Annotated in this window: 15 protein-coding genes; 5 read left to right on the plus strand and 10 right to left on the minus strand. The window is 69.4% G+C overall.

Features of this window, described 5'->3' with window-relative positions; all coding sequences use genetic code 11:
• The first annotated feature begins 21 nt into the window (after window positions 1-21).
• Complete coding sequence (locus RCP80_RS18410) at window positions 22-2,028, plus strand: SDR family oxidoreductase (RefSeq protein ID WP_308479046.1); 2,007 nt, start codon at window positions 22-24, stop codon at window positions 2,026-2,028.
• 22 nt (window positions 2,029-2,050) lie between these two features.
• Window positions 2,051-3,100: a nucleoside hydrolase gene (locus RCP80_RS18415; protein WP_308479047.1), complete on the plus strand. Its 1,050-nt coding sequence runs from the start codon at window positions 2,051-2,053 to the stop codon at window positions 3,098-3,100.
• A 3-nt stretch (window positions 3,101-3,103) separates the two neighbouring features.
• On the opposite strand, the gene RCP80_RS18420 is transcribed toward RCP80_RS18415, so the two are convergent.
• The 4 genes from RCP80_RS18420 to RCP80_RS18435 all read right to left on the minus strand — a co-directional run bounded on the left by RCP80_RS18420 (window position 3,104) and on the right by RCP80_RS18435 (window position 8,883).
• Window positions 3,104-4,684 (minus strand): DNA polymerase Y family protein, encoded by a 1,581-nt coding sequence (locus RCP80_RS18420; RefSeq protein WP_308479048.1) that lies wholly within the window; start codon window positions 4,682-4,684, stop codon window positions 3,104-3,106.
• 1 nt (window position 4,685) lies between these two features.
• Window positions 4,686-5,348 (minus strand): DnaE2-dependent mutagenesis accessory factor ImuA', encoded by a 663-nt coding sequence (locus tag RCP80_RS18425; protein WP_308479049.1) that lies wholly within the window; start codon window positions 5,346-5,348, stop codon window positions 4,686-4,688.
• A 187-nt stretch (window positions 5,349-5,535) separates the two neighbouring features.
• Complete coding sequence (guaA, locus tag RCP80_RS18430) at window positions 5,536-7,101, minus strand: glutamine-hydrolyzing GMP synthase (protein ID WP_308479050.1); 1,566 nt, start codon at window positions 7,099-7,101, stop codon at window positions 5,536-5,538.
• Between the two features lie 45 nt (window positions 7,102-7,146).
• Complete coding sequence (locus RCP80_RS18435) at window positions 7,147-8,883, minus strand: FAD-dependent oxidoreductase (RefSeq protein WP_308479051.1); 1,737 nt, start codon at window positions 8,881-8,883, stop codon at window positions 7,147-7,149.
• Between the two features lie 185 nt (window positions 8,884-9,068).
• Between RCP80_RS18435 and RCP80_RS18440 the strand changes: the two genes are divergently transcribed.
• Entirely contained in the window at window positions 9,069-9,962 is an 894-nt protein-coding gene (locus tag RCP80_RS18440; protein ID WP_308479052.1) for a type IV toxin-antitoxin system AbiEi family antitoxin domain-containing protein, read from the plus strand.
• Window positions 9,963-10,003: 41 nt separating this feature from the next.
• Here RCP80_RS18440 and RCP80_RS18445 read toward each other — a convergent pair whose 3' ends face one another.
• Together RCP80_RS18445 and guaB are read right to left on the minus strand one after the other, a co-directional pair.
• On the minus strand, window positions 10,004-11,131 hold the full coding sequence (locus RCP80_RS18445) for a GuaB3 family IMP dehydrogenase-related protein (RefSeq protein ID WP_308482918.1): 1,128 nt from the start codon (window positions 11,129-11,131) through the stop codon (window positions 10,004-10,006).
• A gap of 26 nt (window positions 11,132-11,157) precedes the next feature.
• Entirely contained in the window at window positions 11,158-12,720 is a 1,563-nt protein-coding gene (guaB, locus tag RCP80_RS18450; RefSeq protein ID WP_308479053.1) for an IMP dehydrogenase, read from the minus strand.
• Between the two features lie 125 nt (window positions 12,721-12,845).
• Here guaB and RCP80_RS18455 point away from each other — a divergent pair, with 125 nt between their 5' ends.
• Entirely contained in the window at window positions 12,846-13,250 is a 405-nt protein-coding gene (locus tag RCP80_RS18455) for a DUF5319 domain-containing protein (protein ID WP_308479054.1), read from the plus strand.
• Here the strand turns inward: RCP80_RS18455 and RCP80_RS18460 are convergent.
• The 3 genes from RCP80_RS18460 to RCP80_RS18470 form a co-directional block, all read right to left on the minus strand.
• Window positions 13,247-14,389, minus strand: coding sequence for an anti-sigma-D factor RsdA (locus RCP80_RS18460; RefSeq protein WP_308479055.1), 1,143 nt, complete (start codon window positions 14,387-14,389; stop codon window positions 13,247-13,249). The two genes, RCP80_RS18455 and RCP80_RS18460, sit on opposite strands and share 4 nt — an antisense overlap.
• Window positions 14,382-14,960: a sigma-70 family RNA polymerase sigma factor gene (locus RCP80_RS18465; RefSeq protein ID WP_308479056.1), complete on the minus strand. Its 579-nt coding sequence runs from the start codon at window positions 14,958-14,960 to the stop codon at window positions 14,382-14,384. Before RCP80_RS18465 ends, RCP80_RS18460 begins: the two co-directional genes overlap by 8 nt.
• A gap of 88 nt (window positions 14,961-15,048) precedes the next feature.
• Window positions 15,049-15,849 (minus strand): hypothetical protein, encoded by an 801-nt coding sequence (locus RCP80_RS18470; RefSeq protein ID WP_308479057.1) that lies wholly within the window; start codon window positions 15,847-15,849, stop codon window positions 15,049-15,051.
• A gap of 350 nt (window positions 15,850-16,199) precedes the next feature.
• On the opposite strand from RCP80_RS18470, the gene RCP80_RS18475 reads away from it, so the two are divergent.
• Entirely contained in the window at window positions 16,200-16,490 is a 291-nt protein-coding gene (locus RCP80_RS18475; RefSeq protein ID WP_308479058.1) for a WhiB family transcriptional regulator, read from the plus strand.
• On the opposite strand, the gene RCP80_RS18480 is transcribed toward RCP80_RS18475, so the two are convergent.
• The gene (locus RCP80_RS18480) at window positions 16,415-17,317 is read right to left on the minus strand and encodes a DUF4349 domain-containing protein (RefSeq protein WP_308479059.1); all 903 of its coding nucleotides are present in this window, start codon (window positions 17,315-17,317) and stop codon (window positions 16,415-16,417) included. The genes RCP80_RS18475 and RCP80_RS18480 overlap by 76 nt on opposite strands.
• Between the last annotated feature and the right edge of the window lie 81 nt (window positions 17,318-17,398).

Consider the following 17,398-nt stretch of genomic DNA (forward strand, 5'->3'; position numbering starts at 1 on the left):
GGGCGCGCCACGATGCTCCCCATGAACTATGTCGTTACCGGCGGTACCGGGTTCATTGGCCGCCGGGTGGTCACCCGAATCCTGCGGGCTTACCCACAGGCCGAGGTCTGGGTGCTGGTGCGACGGGAGTCGCTGAGCCGATTCGAACGCCTCGCCGCCGAGTGGGGCGATCGGGCCCGCCCCTTGATCGGTGACCTCACGGCCGCCAACCTGGGCCTGACCAGCGACACCGAGGCCGAACTCGCCGCCGTCGAACACGTCGTGCACTGCGGGGCGGTCTATGACATCGCCGCCGACGACGCCCGGCAACGCGCTGCCAACGTCGACGGCGCCCGCGAGGTGATCGCCCTGGCCCAGCGCCTCGATGCGACCCTGCATCACGTCTCCTCCATCGCGGTGGCCGGCACGTACGCCGGGCAGTACGCCGAGGCCGACTTCGACCTGGGCCAGGACCTGCCGACGCCGTATCACCAGACCAAGTTCGAGGCCGAGCAGTTGGTGCGGACGACGGCAGGTTTGCGCTACCGGGTGTATCGGCCGGCGGTCGTGGTCGGCGATTCGGTGACCGGTGAGATGGACAAGATCGACGGCCCGTACTACTTTTTCGGCCTCCTGGCCAAGCTGGCGGCACTGCCGCGGTTCACCCCGATCGCGCTGCCGAATACGGCCCGCACCAACATCGTTCCGGTCGATTTCGTTGCCGACGCACTGGTGGCGTTGCTGCCCGCCGAGGGCCGCGATGGCCAGACGTTCCACCTGGTCGCGCCGAAGACGATCGGGCTGCGCGGCATCTACCGCGCCCTGGCTCCGGCCGCTGGACTGCCCCCGCTGCGGGCCAGCCTGCCGCGGGCGCTGGCCGGCCCGGTTCTCGACGCGCGCGGACCACTCAAGGCTTGGCGCAACATCGCTATCACCCAGCTGGGAATCCCGCCCCGGGTCCTCGATGTCGTCGACCTGCCGACGACATTCACCTCCGACAACACCCGAAACGCCCTGCAGGACACTGGGATCGCTGTTCCTGACTTCGCCGACTACGCGCCGGCGCTGTGGCGCTACTGGGCCGAGCACCTCGACCCCGACCGGGCCCGGCGCACCGATCCCGGCTCCCCGCTGGCCGGGCGGCACGTCATCATCACCGGTGCCTCCAGCGGGATCGGGCGCGCCTCGGCGCTCGCGGTCGCCGGGCGCGGGGCCACGGTGTTCGTGTTGGCCCGCAACGGCGAGGCGCTCGACGACCTGGTCGACGAGATCCGTGCCGCCGGCGGACAGGCACACGCGTTCACCTGCGATGTCACCGACTCGGACTCGGTCGAGGCCACCGTGAAGGACATCCTCGGCCGGTTCGGTCACGTCGACTATCTGGTGAACAACGCCGGGCGCTCCATCCGGCGCTCCGTCGAGGCGTCCACCGATCGCCTGCACGACTACGAGCGGGTGATGGCCGTCAACTACTTCGGCGCGGTGCGGATGGTCCTCGCGCTGCTGCCGCACTGGCGCGAACGCCGGTTCGGTCACGTCGTCAACGTCTCCAGCGCCGGGGTGCAGGCGTCGTCACCGAGATACTCGGCGTATGTGCCGACCAAGGCCGCGCTGGACGCGTTCGCCGAGGTGGTGGCCGCCGAGACGCTGTCCGATCACGTCACGTTCACCACCATCCACATGCCGCTGGTCCGTACGCCGATGATCGTTCCGTCCAAGCGGCTCAACCCGATTCCCGCGATCAGCGCCGAGCACGCCGCGGCCATGGTGGTGCGCGGGTTGGTCGACAAGCCGGTGCGGATCGACACCCCGCTGGGCACGCTGTCGGACGCGGGCCGCTACCTCACGCCGAAGCTGGCCCGTCGGATCCTGCATCAGGTGTACCTGGGGTATCCGGACTCGGCCGCCGCCCGGGGCGAGGCCCCGGCAGCGCCCGCCGCACCCCGGCGTCCCCGGAAGCCGAGTCGACCCGCCCGCGCGGCGCGCAGGCTGAGGGTGCCGCGCAGCCTCAAGCGCACGGTCCGCCGGTTCCCGGGCGTGCACTGGTAAACCGCGGCGATAGCATGGGCGCATGCCCGCGGTCTTCGCCGATCTGGATACCGGCGTCGACGACGCCATGGCTCTGGTCTACCTGTTGGCCAGCCCGGAAGCGGAGCTGGTCGGCATCGCCTCGACGGCCGGAAACGTTTCGGCGCAACAGGTTTGCGAGAACAACCTGGCACTGCTTGAACTCTGCGGCAGGCCCGATGTCCCGGTGTCGCTGGGCGCCGCCGTGCCGTTGAGCATCCCGCTGCGCACCGCCGAGGACACCCACGGCCCCGCCGGTCTCGGCTACGCCGAACTGCCCGCTCCGAGAACCCAACCCAGCACCCACGACGCGGCGCAGGCCTGGATCCGCGCGGCGCATGCGCATCCGGGCGAACTGATCGGCCTGGCCACCGGCCCGCTGACCAACCTGGCCCTGGCGTTGCGGGCCGAACCGGAGCTACCCCGGTTGCTGCGCCGACTGGTGATCATGGGCGGCTCGTTCGACTACCGGGGCAACACCACCCCGGTCGCGGAGTGGAACATGCTCGTCGACCCGGAGGCCGCCGCCGAGGTGTTCGCCGCCTTCGACCGTCCCGAGGGACACGCCGGTGAGCTCCCGCTGGTATGCGGGCTCAACATCACCGAAAGCATCGTGTTGACCCCGCAGATCCTGGCGCGGTTGGGCGACGCCGCGGGCGCCCCAACCCGCACGATGAGGCCCGACGATGCTCCCGGAACTCGTTCTGCGGCCGCCAATCCGCTGATCCGGGTGCTCGAGGACGCGATGCGGTTCTATTTCGAATTCCACGCGCAGCAGGACGAGGGGTATCTGGCGCATCTGCACGATCCGTTTGCCGCGGCGATCGCGCTGGACCCCGGGCTGGTGACCGCCCGGGCCGCCACCATCGATGTGGAGTTGTACGGAACGCTGACCCGCGGTATGACGGTGGCCGATGTGGCCGGACACTGGGGTCGCCCGCCGAATGCCGCCATCGTCGTCGATGGCGCAGCGCACACCGGCCGCCCGTTGGCCGAAGTGTTCTTCGACCGGTTCATCGCCCGTGTCGGCCCGTTTCTGCAGCGATTGTCCTAGCCGCTACTCATAGGCACCCTCCACGTACCAGCGCCGACGGCGGTAGCACAACAGCAGCGCCGGGCCGAGTTCAGTCGTCGAGGCGTCCTCGAGAAGCACCTGGGCGCGCGCAGTCCGGCCGGGCGCTTCCTGATCCCACCAGCGTTCATCCACGGGCCAAGGACCCGTCCACCAACGCAGCGGACCGCTGTGACCGCGATGGCTGGCCGCCAATCGGGCCGGTTCGGCAGAGAACATTCCCCGAGCGGTCACCCGAACCGGATTGCCTTGGGCATCAAGCAGATCCACCGGATCGTCGAGCAGCACCGCGGGCGCCGGTTCCGGCAGTCGTCCCGGCCATGGCCGGTCCGGGTCCGTTCGCGGCACCAGTTCATCACCCAGCGGGGCCAACGTGATGCGTTCGGCGGGTCCGCGCCCGCCGCTGAGCACCGGCAGCTGCACGGCATCGGGGCCGAGCAGGCCCTGCACCCGAACCAGCGCACGACGCGCGCGGAGGCGATCCTCGTCGCCGACCCCACCCCACAGCGGCAGCTGCAGCGCACCGGCGGACACCAGCTCCACCGGGTGCAGCCGCAGCACCGTGATCGGCCCGGTGGGGCGGTCCGCGGTGTTGCGCCGGTTCAGCCAGCCGTCCAGCTGCCAGCGGATGCGGTCGGCGGTGGCGTCCTCGGTCAGCGGTTCGGCACACCGCCACACCCGGTTCAACTCCTCGCCGTTGCTGGTCACCGCCTGGATCGCCAGCCGGGTGCAGCCCACCCCGGCCGCCTCCAGGTTCCGGTGCAGTTCGCTGGCCAGCGTCCGACCGGCAAAGGCCGCGGCGTCGACCCGGTCGATGGGCGGATCACAATCGAGCACGGCGTCGCGTTCGGGCGGCAGTTCACGGCCCGACGGCGCGCGCATCGGCTCGGCGCGCACCATTCGATGAGCCACCACCGCATCCGCCCCGAACCGGGATGCCACATCGGTGCGGGGCAGTTCGGCGAACTGACCGAAGCTGCGAATTCCCATCCGCCACAACAAATCCGACAGATCATCGCGTCCCGGAGCGGACAGACCGGGCTCGGCTGCCAGTTGCCGGATCGACAAGCCGGACAGGAACCGGGCATCAGTACCCGGGGCGATGATGCGTCCCGCACGGGCGGCGAACACGGCGGTGGGTAACTGATCGGCGATACCGATCTGGCATTCGGCCCCCGCCGCGGCCACCGCATCGACCAGCCGCTCGCCGGCCTGCTGCTCGGATCCGAAATAGCGCGCGGCTCCGCGCACCGGCAGCACCAGCAGTCCGGGACGCAGCACCTCGGCGCGCGGCACCAGGTCATCGACCGCCACGATCACCGATTCGAAGAGTCGGGCGTCCCGGCCCGGATCCGCGGCCACCACATGCAATTGGGGGCAGCGCGCTTGCGATTCGCGCCGGCGCAGGCCCCGCCGGACCCCGACCGCGCGAGCCGACGAGGAACAGGCCACGACCCGGTTGGCCAGCGTCACGGCCACCGGGGCCGTCTCCGGCAGGCCCCCGGCCAGCGCCGCGGCCACCGCGGGCCAGTCCATGCACCACAGCGCCAACACCCGTGCGGTCATGTCAACCCGCCCGCGCGCACCGGCCGCGGGCGCGCAACGACAGCCGGACCTCGCCCACCCGACCGGAACCGCATCCGCCCGTCAACTCATAGCCGCGAACCCGGGCGTCCAACCGCACCTGGGCGCCCGGCCAGTCGGCCCCGGTCACCAGCAGGGTGCAGCCCTTGTGCCGGGCCCGTGCCGTCATCGACCGGGCCCGCGTGGGCGCCACCGAGCATCCGGTCAGATCGAGCACCACCAGATCCATCCCGTCCATCAGCACCGTGGCCACTTCGAGCGGGTCGGCGCCGGGTTCGGGGATCATCGCCAACCTGCTCAGGTCCGCGCCCATCTCGACGGCGGCCAGCAGGCTCGCCCGCGGGTCACCGACGATGGCCGCATATCCCCCTCCCGCGGTCACCGCGGCGACCATGTTCAGCGGTAGCGAACGCGCCCCCGTCAGCACTCCCACGACGCCGCGCGGCAACCCCCGGGGCAGCAGGTCCGACAGTGATTTCGGCACCGGCAGCAAAGATTCCGAGGCCGGCGCGGGGCCCTCGGCGCCGACATCGGCGCGCCGGGAGCGACCCACCTTCCCGGAGACCGCCGCCATCTGGCGACGCAGCTGTTCTACCTGTTCAGAGCGGTTTTGAGAGCGCCCATCCAGGGAAAGTGCCGTCGTCATCGCCCACCTTCCAGCTCATCCCAGCTTCGCCTTGTTCGAAAATATGTTCGATATAGGCAGTAAACACCCGGGCACCGACAGCGTCAAGCGCGCGAGACGGCAGGGACGTACGTGACTCAGGTGACGAAAGTGCCCGCGATTCAGCGGGCGCGGGTACCTCGCATCAAGGCGAAAAGACCGGGGTCGGCTACTCCCACTCGATGGTGCCCGGCGGCTTGCTGGTCACATCCAGCACCACGCGGTTGACCTCGGGGACCTCGTTGGTGATCCGGGTCGAGATGCGCTCCAGCACCTCGTAGGGCACCCGCGTCCAGTCCGCGGTCATGGCGTCCTCGCTGGAGACCGGGCGCAGCACCACCGGATGCCCGTAGGTGCGGCCGTCGCCCTGCACCCCCACCGAGCGCACATCGGCCAGCAGCACCACCGGGCATTGCCAAATGTGGTGATCCTGACCGGCGGCCGTGAGTTCTTCGCGGGCAATGGAATCCGCGCGGCGCAGCATGTCGAGCCGCTCGGCGGTCACCTCACCGATGATCCTGATGGCCAAGCCGGGCCCCGGGAACGGTTGGCGCGCAACGATTTCCTCGGGCAAACCCAGTTCCCGGCCGACGGCGCGCACCTCATCCTTGAACAGCAGCCGCAACGGCTCGACGAGCTTGAACTTCAGGTCGTCGGGCAGACCGCCGACGTTGTGGTGGCTCTTGATGTTGGCCGCTCCGGTGCCGCCGCCGGACTCCACCACGTCGGGATACAGCGTGCCCTGCACCAGGAACTCGGTCTCGTCGACCGGGTCGTCCTGGACGGCATCGCGGACCGCGCGCTCGAAGGCGCGGATGAACTCGCGGCCGATGATCTTGCGCTTGCCCTCGGGGTTGGTCACTCCCGAAAGCGCCTCCAGGAACCGGCTTTCGGCGTCGACGGTGACCAATCGCGCACCGGTGGCCGCGACGAAATCGCGCTGTACCTGGGTGCGTTCACCGGCCCGCAACAGACCGTGATCGACGAAGACACAGGTGAGCCGGTCCCCGATGGCGCGCTGCACCAAGGCCGCGGCCACCGCGGAGTCCACCCCGCCGGACAGCCCACAGATCGCGTGGCCGTCACCGATCTGCTCGCGCACCTGCTCGATCAGCGCATCGGCGATGTTGGCCGCCGTCCAGGTCGCGTCGATACCGGCGAAATCGTGCAGAAACCGGCTGAGCACCTGCTGGCCGTGCGGCGTGTGCAGTACCTCGGGGTGGTACTGCACCCCGGCCAGGCGCCGCGTTCGATCCTCGAATGCCGCGACCGGAGCGCCGGCACTGCTGGCCACCACCGTGAAGCCCGCCGGGGCGGCGGTGACCGCGTCGCCGTGGCTCATCCACACCGGTTGAATCTCGGGCAGCCCAGAATGCAGCTCGCCGCCACCCACTTTGAGTTCGGTCCGGCCGTACTCGCTGGTCCCGGTGCGCTCGACGGTGCCGCCGAGGGCCTGCGCCATGGCCTGAAAGCCGTAGCAGATCCCGAAGACCGGCACGCCGAGGTCGAAAACGGCCGGATCGAGCTGCGGCGCACCCTCGGCATAGACGCTGGACGGCCCGCCCGAGAGCACGATGGCCCGCGGATCCTTGGCCTTGATCTCGTCAATGGTGACGGTGTGCGGCACGACCTCGGAGAACACCCGGGCCTCGCGGACCCGCCGGGCGATCAACTGGGCGTACTGCGCACCGAAGTCCACCACGAGAACGGGACGGGGCGAGGCTGACGACTGCACTGGCTCAGTGTAGTGGCGACCAGGCCGGTCCTCGTCCGATGGCCGTCAGCCCGCCGAGCTCACCGGCTCGATGGGCAGCCGGCGCAAGCCGCCCGGCGCTTCGGCGGGGACCACCGGATGCGCGGGTGCGATCGGGTCCAGCTTGCGGTAGGGCTGGCCCTGCGCCGGGCGCAGATCGTGTTCGCCCTTGTTGGGCCACAACGCCGCGGCGCGTTCGGCCTGCGCGGTGATCGACAGCGACGGGTTGACGCCGAGGTTGGCCGAGATCGCCGCGCCATCCATCACCGACAGCGTCGGGTACCCGTAGACCCGCTGATACGGGTCGATCACGCCGTGCTCGGGGCTGTCGCCGATGGCGGCACCACCGAGGAAGTGGGCCGTCAGCGGGATGTTGAACAGCTCGCCCCAGGTGCCGCCGGCGACGCCGTCGATCTTGGCGGCGACCCGCCGGGTGACCTCGTTGCCGGCCGGAATCCAGGTCGGGTTGGGCTCGCCGTGGCCCTGCTTGCTCGAGTAACGCCGGATGCCGAGGGGGCCCCGCTTGGTGAACGTCGTGATCGAGTTGTCCAGGTGCTGCATCACCAACGCGATCAACGTGCGTTCGCTCCACCGTCGCACGTTGAGCAGCCGCAGCGTGCCGCGCGGATCCTGGGCGGCGTTGCTGAACAGCTGCTTCCAGCGCGGCACGTCGGTGCCCGCCGGTCCGGGACCGTCGGTCATCAGCGTCTGCAACAGACCCATCGCGTTGGAACCCTTGCCGTAGCGCACCGGTTCGATGTGGGTGTCCGGGGTCGGGTGGATCGACGACGTGATCGCTACGCCGTGGGTCAGATCGAGGTCGTCGCCGACCTGGAGGCGGCCCGCCCCCACGATGGATTCCGAGTTGGTCCGGGTCAACACCCCCAGTTGGTTCGACAGCTGGGGCAGTCTGCCCGTGTCGCGCATCTTGAACAGCAGCTTCTGGGTGCCGTAGGTGCCGGCCGCGAGGATGACGTGCGTCGCGGTGAACGTCCGGCGCCGTCGTCGCAACCAACGTCCGGTCCCGGCGGTACGCACTTCCCAGAGCCCGTCGGCGCGGTGCGCGAACCCGGCCACCGTCGTCATCGGAAACACCTGCGCCCCAGCCGATTCAGCGAGTCCTAGATAGTTCTTGACCAGCGTGTTCTTGGCGCCGTACCGGCAGCCGGTCATGCACGCCCCGCATTCGATGCAGCCGGTGCGCTCCGGGCCGGCGCCGCCGAAATAGGGATCCGGCACGCGCTCGCCGGGGGCCTTGGCGTTATCCGGGCCGAAGAACACCCCGACCGGCGTCGGGACGAAGGTCTCACCGACCCCCATCTCGTCGGCGACCTCCTTCATGATCCGGTCGGCGTCGGTGAACGTCGGGTTTGTGACGACCCCCAACATCCGCTTGGCCTGCTCGTAGTGCGGCATGAGCTCGGCACGCCAGTCGGTGATGTGCGCCCACTGCTTGTCGACGAAGAACGGCTCCGGCGGCACGTAGAGGGTGTTGGCGTAGTTGAGCGAGCCACCCCCGACGCCCGCGCCGGCCAGGATCATCACATTGCGCAGCAGATGAATGCGCTGGATGCCGTAGCAGCCCAGCCGCGGTGCCCACAGGAACTTACGCAGGTTCCAGGAAGTCTTGGCGAAGTCGGTGTCGGCGAAGCGCCGACCGGCCTCGAGCACTCCGACCCGGTACCCCTTCTCGGTGAGGCGTAGCGCCGAGACGCTGCCCCCGAACCCCGACCCGATGATGAGAACGTCGTAATCCGGTTCCATGGCCATCAGTATGGCCGTACTCGTCGGTAACTTGCCACTACCCACCTCGGGAGCAGACGCGAACTTGCCTCTTTGAGGCACAAAAGGGGGAAGTACGCGTCTGCTCGCGAGTGGTACCGGGAGTTATGCACAGGCCGCAGACGGGCTGAATAGCAGTTCAAGCACCCAAACCGCACGATCCCGCTATGAAAGCAGCCGCCGGCCAAGCCCTCATCGATGCGGCCGGCGGCTTCGCCACCACCGCGCAACTGTTGACCGTGATATCCCGTAAACAACTCGACAGGCAGATCCGACAGGGGCAGCTGGTGCGGGTGTGGCGGGGTGTGTACGGCATCGAGAATCCCGACAGCCTCGGGCGACTGCGCGCACTCGACCTCTTCCTTGGTCGCGAGGCGGTCGCCTGCCTCGGCACCGCAGCGCAGTTGCACGGGTTCGACACCGAAAATCCCTCGGCCATCCACATCCTGGATCCGGGAGTCCGGGTGCGACCCACCGTCGGGCTGATGGTCCATCAGCGCACCGGCGCGCCGCTGCGCCGGGTCGCGGGACGGCTGGCAACGAGTCCCGCCTGGACTGCCGTCGAAGTGGCCCGTCAGTTGTCCAGACCTCGGGCCTTGGCGACGCTTGATGCGGCATTGCACTCTGCGGCGTGCAGCCTTGGCGAACTGGACCGCGCCGTGCGAGAGCAGCACGGCAGACGCGGAATAGTCGCAGTGCGAGAACTTCTGCTTCTTGCCGATGGTCGGGCGGAATCACCCATGGAGAGTGAGGCTCGCCTGGTGATGCTCGAAAATGGCTTGCCGCAACCGGAACTGCAGTACGAGATCCGTGGACGCGGTGAAGTGTGGCGTGTCGATTTCGCTTGGCCCGAAGCCAGGGTGTGCGCCGAGTACGAAAGCGTGGACTGGCATGCCGGACGCAGCGAAATGCTCAGAGATAAAAAGAGATTCGCCGGTATTCAGGAAATGGGCTGGACGATGATCCCCATCGTGGTGGACGACGTCCGGGTCGAGCCAGATAGGTTCACCGACCGGCTCGCCCACCATCTCTCATCGGCGAGCAGACGCAAACTTGCCTAAATCAGCCCCGCAATGGGGAAGTACGCGTCTGCTCGCGGCAGTCAGGACCCGACCGTCAAGCCCACCTTCTGGAATTCCTTGAGATCGCAGTAGCCGGCCTTGGCCATCGACCGACGCAGGCCGCCGACCAGGTTCAACGAGCCGAACGGATCATCGGAGGGGCCGCTGAGCACCTGATCCAGCGACGGCCGCTCACCCATCGCGATCTGCAGCAGCGCACCGCGCGGCAACGACGGGTGCGCGGCGGCCGAGGGCCAGAACCAGCCGTCGCCCAGGGCCTCGGCGGACTGCGCCAGCGGCGTGCCGAGCACCACGGCGTCCGCGCCGCACGCGATCGCCTTGGCCAGCTCGCCGGAGGTGTGGATGTCGCCGTCGGCGAGCACATGCACGTAGCGGCCGCCGGTTTCGTCGAGATACTCGCGGCGCGCCGCGGCGGCGTCGGCGATCGCGGTGGCCATCGGCACGCTGATGCCGAGCACCTCGTCGCTGGTGGTCGCGCCCGAGGTCGATCCGTAGCCGACGATGACCCCGGCCGCGCCGGTGCGCATCAGATGCAGTGCGGTGCGATGGTCCTGCACGCCGCCGGCGACGACGGGCACGTCCAGCTCCGAGATGAAGGTCTTCAGGTTCAGCGGCTCGCCGTTGGACGATACGCGTTCGGCCGAGATGATCGTGCCCTGGATGACCAGCAGGTCGATCCCGGCGGCGACCAGCGTCGGGGTCAGCGCCTGCGCGTTCTGGGGGCTGACCCGGACCGCGGTGGTCACGCCGGCCTCGCGTACCCGGGCCACCGCCGCGCCCAGCAGGTCGAGGTCCAGCGGCGCGGCATGCAGTTGCTGCAGCAGGCGCACGGCCGCCGACGGCTCGGGCTCCTTGGCGGCGGCCTCGACCACCTGGGCGACCTTGGCCTCGACGTCGGCGTGCCGGCCGATCAGGCCCTCGCCGTTGAGGACGCCGAGACCGCCGAGGCGGCCCAGCTCGATGGCGAAGTCGACCGACACCAGCGCGTCGGTGGGATGGCTGAGCACCGGGATCTCGAACCGGTAGGCGTCCAGCTGCCAGGCCGTCGACACGTCCTGGCTCGACCGGGTGCGCCGGGACGGCACGATGTTGATGTCGGCGAGCTCGTAGGTGCGCCGCGCACTGCGGCCCATGCCGATTTCGACCAAGTCACGCACTGAACCAGTCCCCTTTGTTAACGCGCGTAGTAGTTCGGTGCTTCGACGGTCATCGTGACGTCGTGCGGGTGGCTTTCCTTGAGTCCCGCCGGAGTGATCCGCACGAACTGCGCTTGCTGCAGCTGTTCGATGGTGGACGCGCCGGTGTAGCCCATCGCCGCCCGCAGTCCGCCGGTGAGCTGATGGATCACCGTCGACAACGGGCCGCGGAACGGCACCCGGCCCTCGATGCCCTCCGGGACCAGCTTGTCCTCGGAGAGCACATCGTCCTGGAAGTAACGGTCCTTGGAGTAGGACTTGTTCAGCCCACCGGTTGCGCCGCGGCCCTGCATCGCGCCCAGCGACCCCATCCCCCGATAGCTCTTGAACTGCTTGCCGTTGACGAAGATCAGTTCCCCGGGGGATTCGGCGGTCCCCGCCAGCAGCGAACCCAGCATGGTGGCGGACGCGCCCGCGGCCAGCGCCTTGGCGATGTCGCCCGAATACTGCAGGCCGCCGTCGGCGATCACCGGCACGCCGGCCGGGCCGCACACCGCCATGGCCTCCAGAATCGCGGTGACCTGGGGCGCCCCCACCCCCGCGACCACGCGGGTGGTGCAGATCGAGCCGGGCCCGACCCCCACCTTGACGGCGTCGGCGCCGGCTTCGACGAGCGCCGCGGCGCCGCTGCGGGTGGCGACGTTGCCGCCGACCACCTCGACGCGGTCCCCGACCTCGGCCTTGAGCTTGCCCACCATCTCGAGCACCATCCGGTTGTGGGCGTGCGCGGTGTCGACGATCAACACGTCCACCCCGGCGTCGGTGAGCGCCATCGCGCGGTCCCAGGAGTCGCTGCCGACACCCACAGCCGCACCCACCAGTAGCCGGCCGTCGCTGTCCTTGGTGGCGTTCGGGTGTTGTTCGGTCTTGACGAAATCCTTGACGGTGATCAGGCCGGTGAGCTTGCCGTGCCCGTCGACGATGGGCAGCTTCTCGATCTTGTGCCGGCGCAGCAGCCCCAGGGCGGCGTCGGCGGTGACACCCTCGCGCGCGGTGATCAGCGGCGGTTTGGTCATCACCTCCGAGACCGGCTTGTTCAGATCGACCTCGAAGCGCATGTCGCGGTTGGTGATGATCCCGACCAGGGCGCCGGCGTCGTCGACGACGGGCAGGCCGGAGATCCGGAACCGCGCGCACAGCGCGTCGACCTCGGCCAGCGTGTTGCTCGGTGAGCAGGTCACCGGGTCGGTGACCATGCCCGCCTCGGAGCGCTTCACGGTCTCCACCTGGCTGGCCTGTTCGGCCAGCGGCAGATTGCGGTGCAACACCCCCATCCCGCCGGCGCGGGCCATCGCGATCGCCATCCGCGACTCGGTGACGGTGTCCATCGCGGAGCTGACCAGCGGAACCTGTAGCCGGATCCGGCGGGTCAGCTGGCTCGAGGTGTCGGCCGTCGCGGGGATCACGTCGGAGGCGGCGGGCAGCAGCAGCACGTCGTCGAACGTCAGGCCCAACATCGCGACCTTGTGCGGATCGTCCCCACCGGTGGGCACCGCCGTGCGTTCGGCGTCGGATACCGGTCGAGATACTGGTCGTGCCATCGGGGCGGCCTCCACTAAGGCAGACGGGGCGAGAGTGCCATCCTATCGGCTCGTCGGATGTGCGCCGCCCGCCCCGGGGCCGGGTATCGCTGGCCTAGCCCAGCACGGCTGCGTAGGGTGGAGGCGTGCGCGACCATCTTCCTCCGGGATTGCCGCCAGACCCGTTCGCCGACGACCCCAGTGACCCGTCCGCGGCGCTGGATGCCATCGAGCCCGGCCAGCCACTGGATCCCCAGGAGCGCTCCGCAGTCGAGGCCGACCTGGCCGATCTCGCGGTATACGAATCGCTGCTGGCTCACAAGGGAATCCGTGGCCTGGTGGTGTGCTGCGACGAATGCCAGCAGGACCACTACCACGACTGGGACATGCTGCGCGCGAATCTGCTGCAGCTGCTGGTCGACGGCACCGTGCGCCCGCACGAGCCCGCGTATGACCCGGAACCCGACGCGTACGTCACCTGGGACTACTGCCGCGGCTACGCCGATGCGTCGCTGAACGAGGCGGCCTCCGAGAGCGACGGGTACCGCTAACCCTCTTCCGGGATCTCGGCTTCGATCAGCGGTGCCTGGACGGTGGTCGTGGTCGTGACGATCTCCGCAGTCGACGCCGACGTCTCGGTTGGCGCACTGGTCACCGCCGACTCGGCCGCTTCAGTCTCCTCGACCTCGTCGGCCGGCTCGGCTGCCCGCGGCGCGGTGGTCGTGGTGAGCGACGACGACGGCGGCACCGTGGTCGACGTCTTCGTCGCGGTCGCGCTCGTGGGCGTCGTAGTGGCGGCGGGCGGTGCGGTGGTCGGCTCCGGCGTGGGCGTGGTGGTCGGTTCCGCACTCGGCTGCGCGCCCGGCTCGGTGCTGGGTGCTGTGGTCGGGGCGCTCGGCTCGGTCGTCGGCTCCGGACTGCTCTCCCCCGGCGGCGACTCCGACGTCGTCGCGGTTTCGGACGGGACGGTGGTGGTCTCGTCCGAGGGCGCGGTGGTCGTCGGAGCCACGAGGGCCGGCAATTCCAGCAGCGTGACGCCCGGCGGTGGCGGCACCGAGGGTGCGCCCGGCACGATTTCGGGCAGCGCCGCATTCGCGTCCCGAGTGCCGACCTTGACGCTCAGCTCATTCCACTGCTGGATCAAGTCGGTCTTGTTCTCGACATCGTCGACGGTCTGCACCTCGGTGCTGACCTGTTCGAGCTTGGCCTGCGCCTGTTCCCAGTCGCCGCGCTCGATCAGCTGCTGGACCTCGGCGAGCTGCGTCTGCGCCGCCAGGGTCACGCGATCATCGCGCACCGCCTGCGATTCCCCGAACAGCGCCGTGCGCAGCCCGTACATCGAGTCGCCGGGTTGGGCCCCGCCCACCAGGGCGCCGAAGCCGCCGATCGCCAGCACGCCGGCGGCCAACGAGGCCACGATTGTCAGCCCGCGCCGCGGTCCCGGCTTCGCGGTTTGCACCGCCAGGCCCTCGCGCACTGCGGCCGCGGCCTCGTCCTCGGTGAGGAATCGGCGCACCGACGGCCCGCGCACGCCGTCGCGCCAGTCCTCGAGCAGCGCGAACAGCTCGGCATCGGCCCGGTCGGCGGGCCGAACCCGGCGCTGATCGGCCAACGCGTCGAGCAGCTGGTCGGTGGCCGCGATCTCGGCCAGGGATTCGGGTTCGGCGGAGTCCCGGAAGTCACTAGGCATAGTCGTACCCCGAGGCCGTGATCTCGTTCTTCAACTTGGCCAGCGCGCGATGCTGCGCGACCCGCACCGCCCCGGCGGTGCTACCCACCGCGACCGCGGTCTCCTCGGCGGACAGCCCGACCACCACCCGCAGGATCACGATCTCGCGTTGCTTTTCGGGCAGCACCTGCAGCAGCGCGTCCATCCGCGCCGCGGCGTCGGAGTTGATCGCCTGCTGTTCAGGACCCATATCAGGGTCATAACGCTCGGGCACCGAGTCGGTCGGTTCCGCGCGATTTCGGCCCGCCGCGCGATGCGCGTCGGCGACCTTGTGCGCTGCGATGCCGTACACAAAAGCCAGGAACGGTCGTCCCTGATCCTGGTAGCGCGGCAGCGCCATCATGGCGGCCAAGCAAACCTCCTGTGCGACGTCATCAGCCGAGAGACCACTGCGCTCCGCGGTTCCGACGCGGGCCCGGCAATACCGGACTACGACGGGGCGGATTATCTCCAGCACTTCCCGGAGCGCGTCACGATCGCCAGCGACCGCGTCAGCAACGACGGCGTCGAGACGTTCTCCTGGAATTGTCATCGACGGTGATATCTCCAACGTTACGGCCGGAGGTATCCCGGCGGCGCGGCACAGCTAAACAATAACGGCCCGGTGGGCCACCTTAGGGTCAGTGTGGGCACCACCGGCCGCCGCGATGGGAAACGGTATGGGCCGCGCTCTCGCGGATCAGTCGAATCTGCGCACCCGAAAACGCCTCGCTGCCAATCCCGTCGAGCAGGCTGGCCACCGCCCAGCGCAGCGGGACCAGACCGTGCTGTTCGGTGCGAACCAGCAGGTCGTCGGCCACCGCCCGGGCTTCGGGGACGCGGCCGCCGCTGCACAGCGCGGCGGCCAGCACCACATCGCTCTTGATGCGGTGGCGCACCGACCCTGCGTCGGCGGCGAGCGCGACGGCACTGTGGGCATGCGTCAGCGCGGTCTCCGGCTCGCCGCGCGCCATGGCGAGTTCGGCGCTGACCCATTCGATCCGAATGGCGGACCTGTTCTCGGGCCCCCGCTGCGCCCGCGCCACGACCAACAGCCGCGCCGCGGCGGCGAATCGTCCGAGCCCCAGCGCGTCTGCCGCCAGTCCTACCAACGCGTCGAGTCGCGCCACCGGATCGTCGCCGGCCAGCAGCAGCGCCCTGCCGTCCCAGCCGCGGGCGAGCCGATGCCAACCGAGCTGACGCAGCAGGGAACCCTCGGTGCTGTGCGCCAGGGCGGCCAGCGGACCGGTCCGCGTCTCCCGGCGCACCAGGGCCAACTCGGCGCGCGCGGCGGCGTAGTGCCCTTGTCCGCCGGCGGCCACCGCGCGCAGCCAGCGCTGCTGCGGATCGTGCGCCGGCGGCAACGGCCGGTGCCCCGGGGTGTCGCCGAAGGCCACGGCGCGAAGCGGCGTTGCGGCGAGGCTGACAAGTGCGCGCGACATCGCGGCACGCTACCAATTGTCGAGTTAACACTTGGCGGCTGCCACGTTACGAACACATAAATCGCCACGGCGGTTGGGGTGAACGGGTTTGCCAACGAGATCTCAGCGACGTGCAGAAATTCATGATCACTGTGCCGCACCCACATTCGCGGAGCGCTCACAATCCTTAAAGGATGAACATGAAGTAAATTCTTACGCTGCGGTTATGCCATTTAACACAGTGCCCCACTATTGACTGACTTTCGTCGACCCACATACTTTGTGGGTGCACTCGAGTTGTCATCGGCGACAGCACTCGGACTACACCTTCCTTTGCCAGCCAAAGGAACTCGGCGACAAGGGGTTCTCCAATGCCACAGCCGCAGCAACTACCCGGACCCAACGCCGACATCTGGGATTGGCAAATGCACGGCCTGTGCCGGGGCGTCGACTCCGCGATGTTCTTCCACCCCGACGGGGAACGCGGCCGCGCCCGCGCCCAACGCGAACTGCGGGCCAAGGAAATGTGCCGCGCCTGCCCGGTCATCACGCAATGCCGAACGCATGCGCTGGCCGTCGGCGAGCCCTACGGCATCTGGGGCGGCCTCTCGGAGTCCGAACGCGAACTGTTGCTCAAGCGCGGGATTCGCCGCAGCGCCTGAACCAAACCGATGCCCACGGCTGCGACGAGCGCCAACGCCGCCAGCCAGGGCAACAGGTAGCCGAACAGCAACCACAGGTGACCGGCGGTGTCGGCGAGGGTGTCCCAGCCACGGTGGACCTGACCGAAGAAGCCCTCGTAGCGCTGCGGTGCCGGTCCCCCGACCTGCTCGGCGGTGAACGTGACATCCACGGTGCTGTAGGCGATTCGGTCGCCGAGCGCCGCGCGTTGGGCCCGCAGGCTGTCGAGTTCGGCCTGGCGCTCCGACAGCGCGTCCTCCGCTCTGATCAGCGCCTCCGGGTCGCGCGCGTCGCGCATGATCGCCAGTAGCCGGTCCACCGAGGTCTGCAGTGCGGTGATCCGGGCGTCGAGATCCACCCGCTGCGTCGTGACGTCCTCGATGCGGGTATCGGCGTTCTGCACGAAGCCCAGTGCCTCGAGTTCGTTCAGCACCGCCTCGAGCTGATCGGCCGGGACGCGCAGCACCACCGACGACTGCGCCCGGCCCGCGCCGGACCCGGCATCGTCGGTGCGGCTGTCGACGCGACCGTCGGCATCGGCCGCGATATCGGCGGCCCGGTCCGCGGCCGCGCCGGTGTCGGCGACCGTGATCCGCATCGAGGCGGTCTTGACCACGTCGCGCGGGGGTTGTGGCGCGCTCGGCGGCGGTCCGCTGTGCTCCGGCAGGATCGGTGCCGCGGGTGCGGTGGCGCTATCCGCGGCATCCGGTGCGCTGCCACGCAACGGCCCCTGCGCCCCGGAGCACCCCGTCATGACGACGAGCGCGGCCAATACCAGCATCAACACCGACAGGCGGCGAGAATTCATACGGCAACGCTAGTTGAGTCCCGCGGTTCGGCACCGGAAAAAGTCTCAACAGGGCATCAAACCGCCGTCGACGGTGAGCAC

Origin of the sequence: Mycolicibacterium sp. MU0053, from assembly GCF_963378095.1 — a bacterium.
GTDB classification, from domain to species: Bacteria; Actinomycetota; Actinomycetes; order Mycobacteriales; family Mycobacteriaceae; genus Mycobacterium; species Mycobacterium burgundiense.

Bases quoted from the DNA above. Each gene is read 5' to 3' on its own strand.
- RCP80_RS18410 (WP_308479046.1), top strand. From the start codon at position 22: ATGAACTATGTCGTTACCGGCGGTACCGGGTTCATTGGCCGCCGGGTG.
- RCP80_RS18415 (WP_308479047.1), top strand. From the start codon at position 2,051: ATGCCCGCGGTCTTCGCCGATCTGGATACCGGCGTCGACGACGCCATG.
- RCP80_RS18420 (WP_308479048.1), bottom strand. From the start codon at position 4,684: ATGACCGCACGGGTGTTGGCGCTGTGGTGCATGGACTGGCCCGCGGTG.
- RCP80_RS18425 (WP_308479049.1), bottom strand. From the start codon at position 5,348: ATGACGACGGCACTTTCCCTGGATGGGCGCTCTCAAAACCGCTCTGAA.
- RCP80_RS18435 (WP_308479051.1), bottom strand. From the start codon at position 8,883: ATGGAACCGGATTACGACGTTCTCATCATCGGGTCGGGGTTCGGGGGC.
- RCP80_RS18440 (WP_308479052.1), top strand. From the start codon at position 9,069: ATGAAAGCAGCCGCCGGCCAAGCCCTCATCGATGCGGCCGGCGGCTTC.
- guaB (WP_308479053.1), bottom strand. From the start codon at position 12,720: ATGGCACGACCAGTATCTCGACCGGTATCCGACGCCGAACGCACGGCG.
- RCP80_RS18460 (WP_308479055.1), bottom strand. From the start codon at position 14,389: ATGCCTAGTGACTTCCGGGACTCCGCCGAACCCGAATCCCTGGCCGAG.
- RCP80_RS18465 (WP_308479056.1), bottom strand. From the start codon at position 14,960: ATGACAATTCCAGGAGAACGTCTCGACGCCGTCGTTGCTGACGCGGTC.
- RCP80_RS18470 (WP_308479057.1), bottom strand. From the start codon at position 15,849: ATGTCGCGCGCACTTGTCAGCCTCGCCGCAACGCCGCTTCGCGCCGTG.
- RCP80_RS18475 (WP_308479058.1), top strand. From the start codon at position 16,200: ATGCCACAGCCGCAGCAACTACCCGGACCCAACGCCGACATCTGGGAT.
- RCP80_RS18480 (WP_308479059.1), bottom strand. From the start codon at position 17,317: ATGAATTCTCGCCGCCTGTCGGTGTTGATGCTGGTATTGGCCGCGCTC.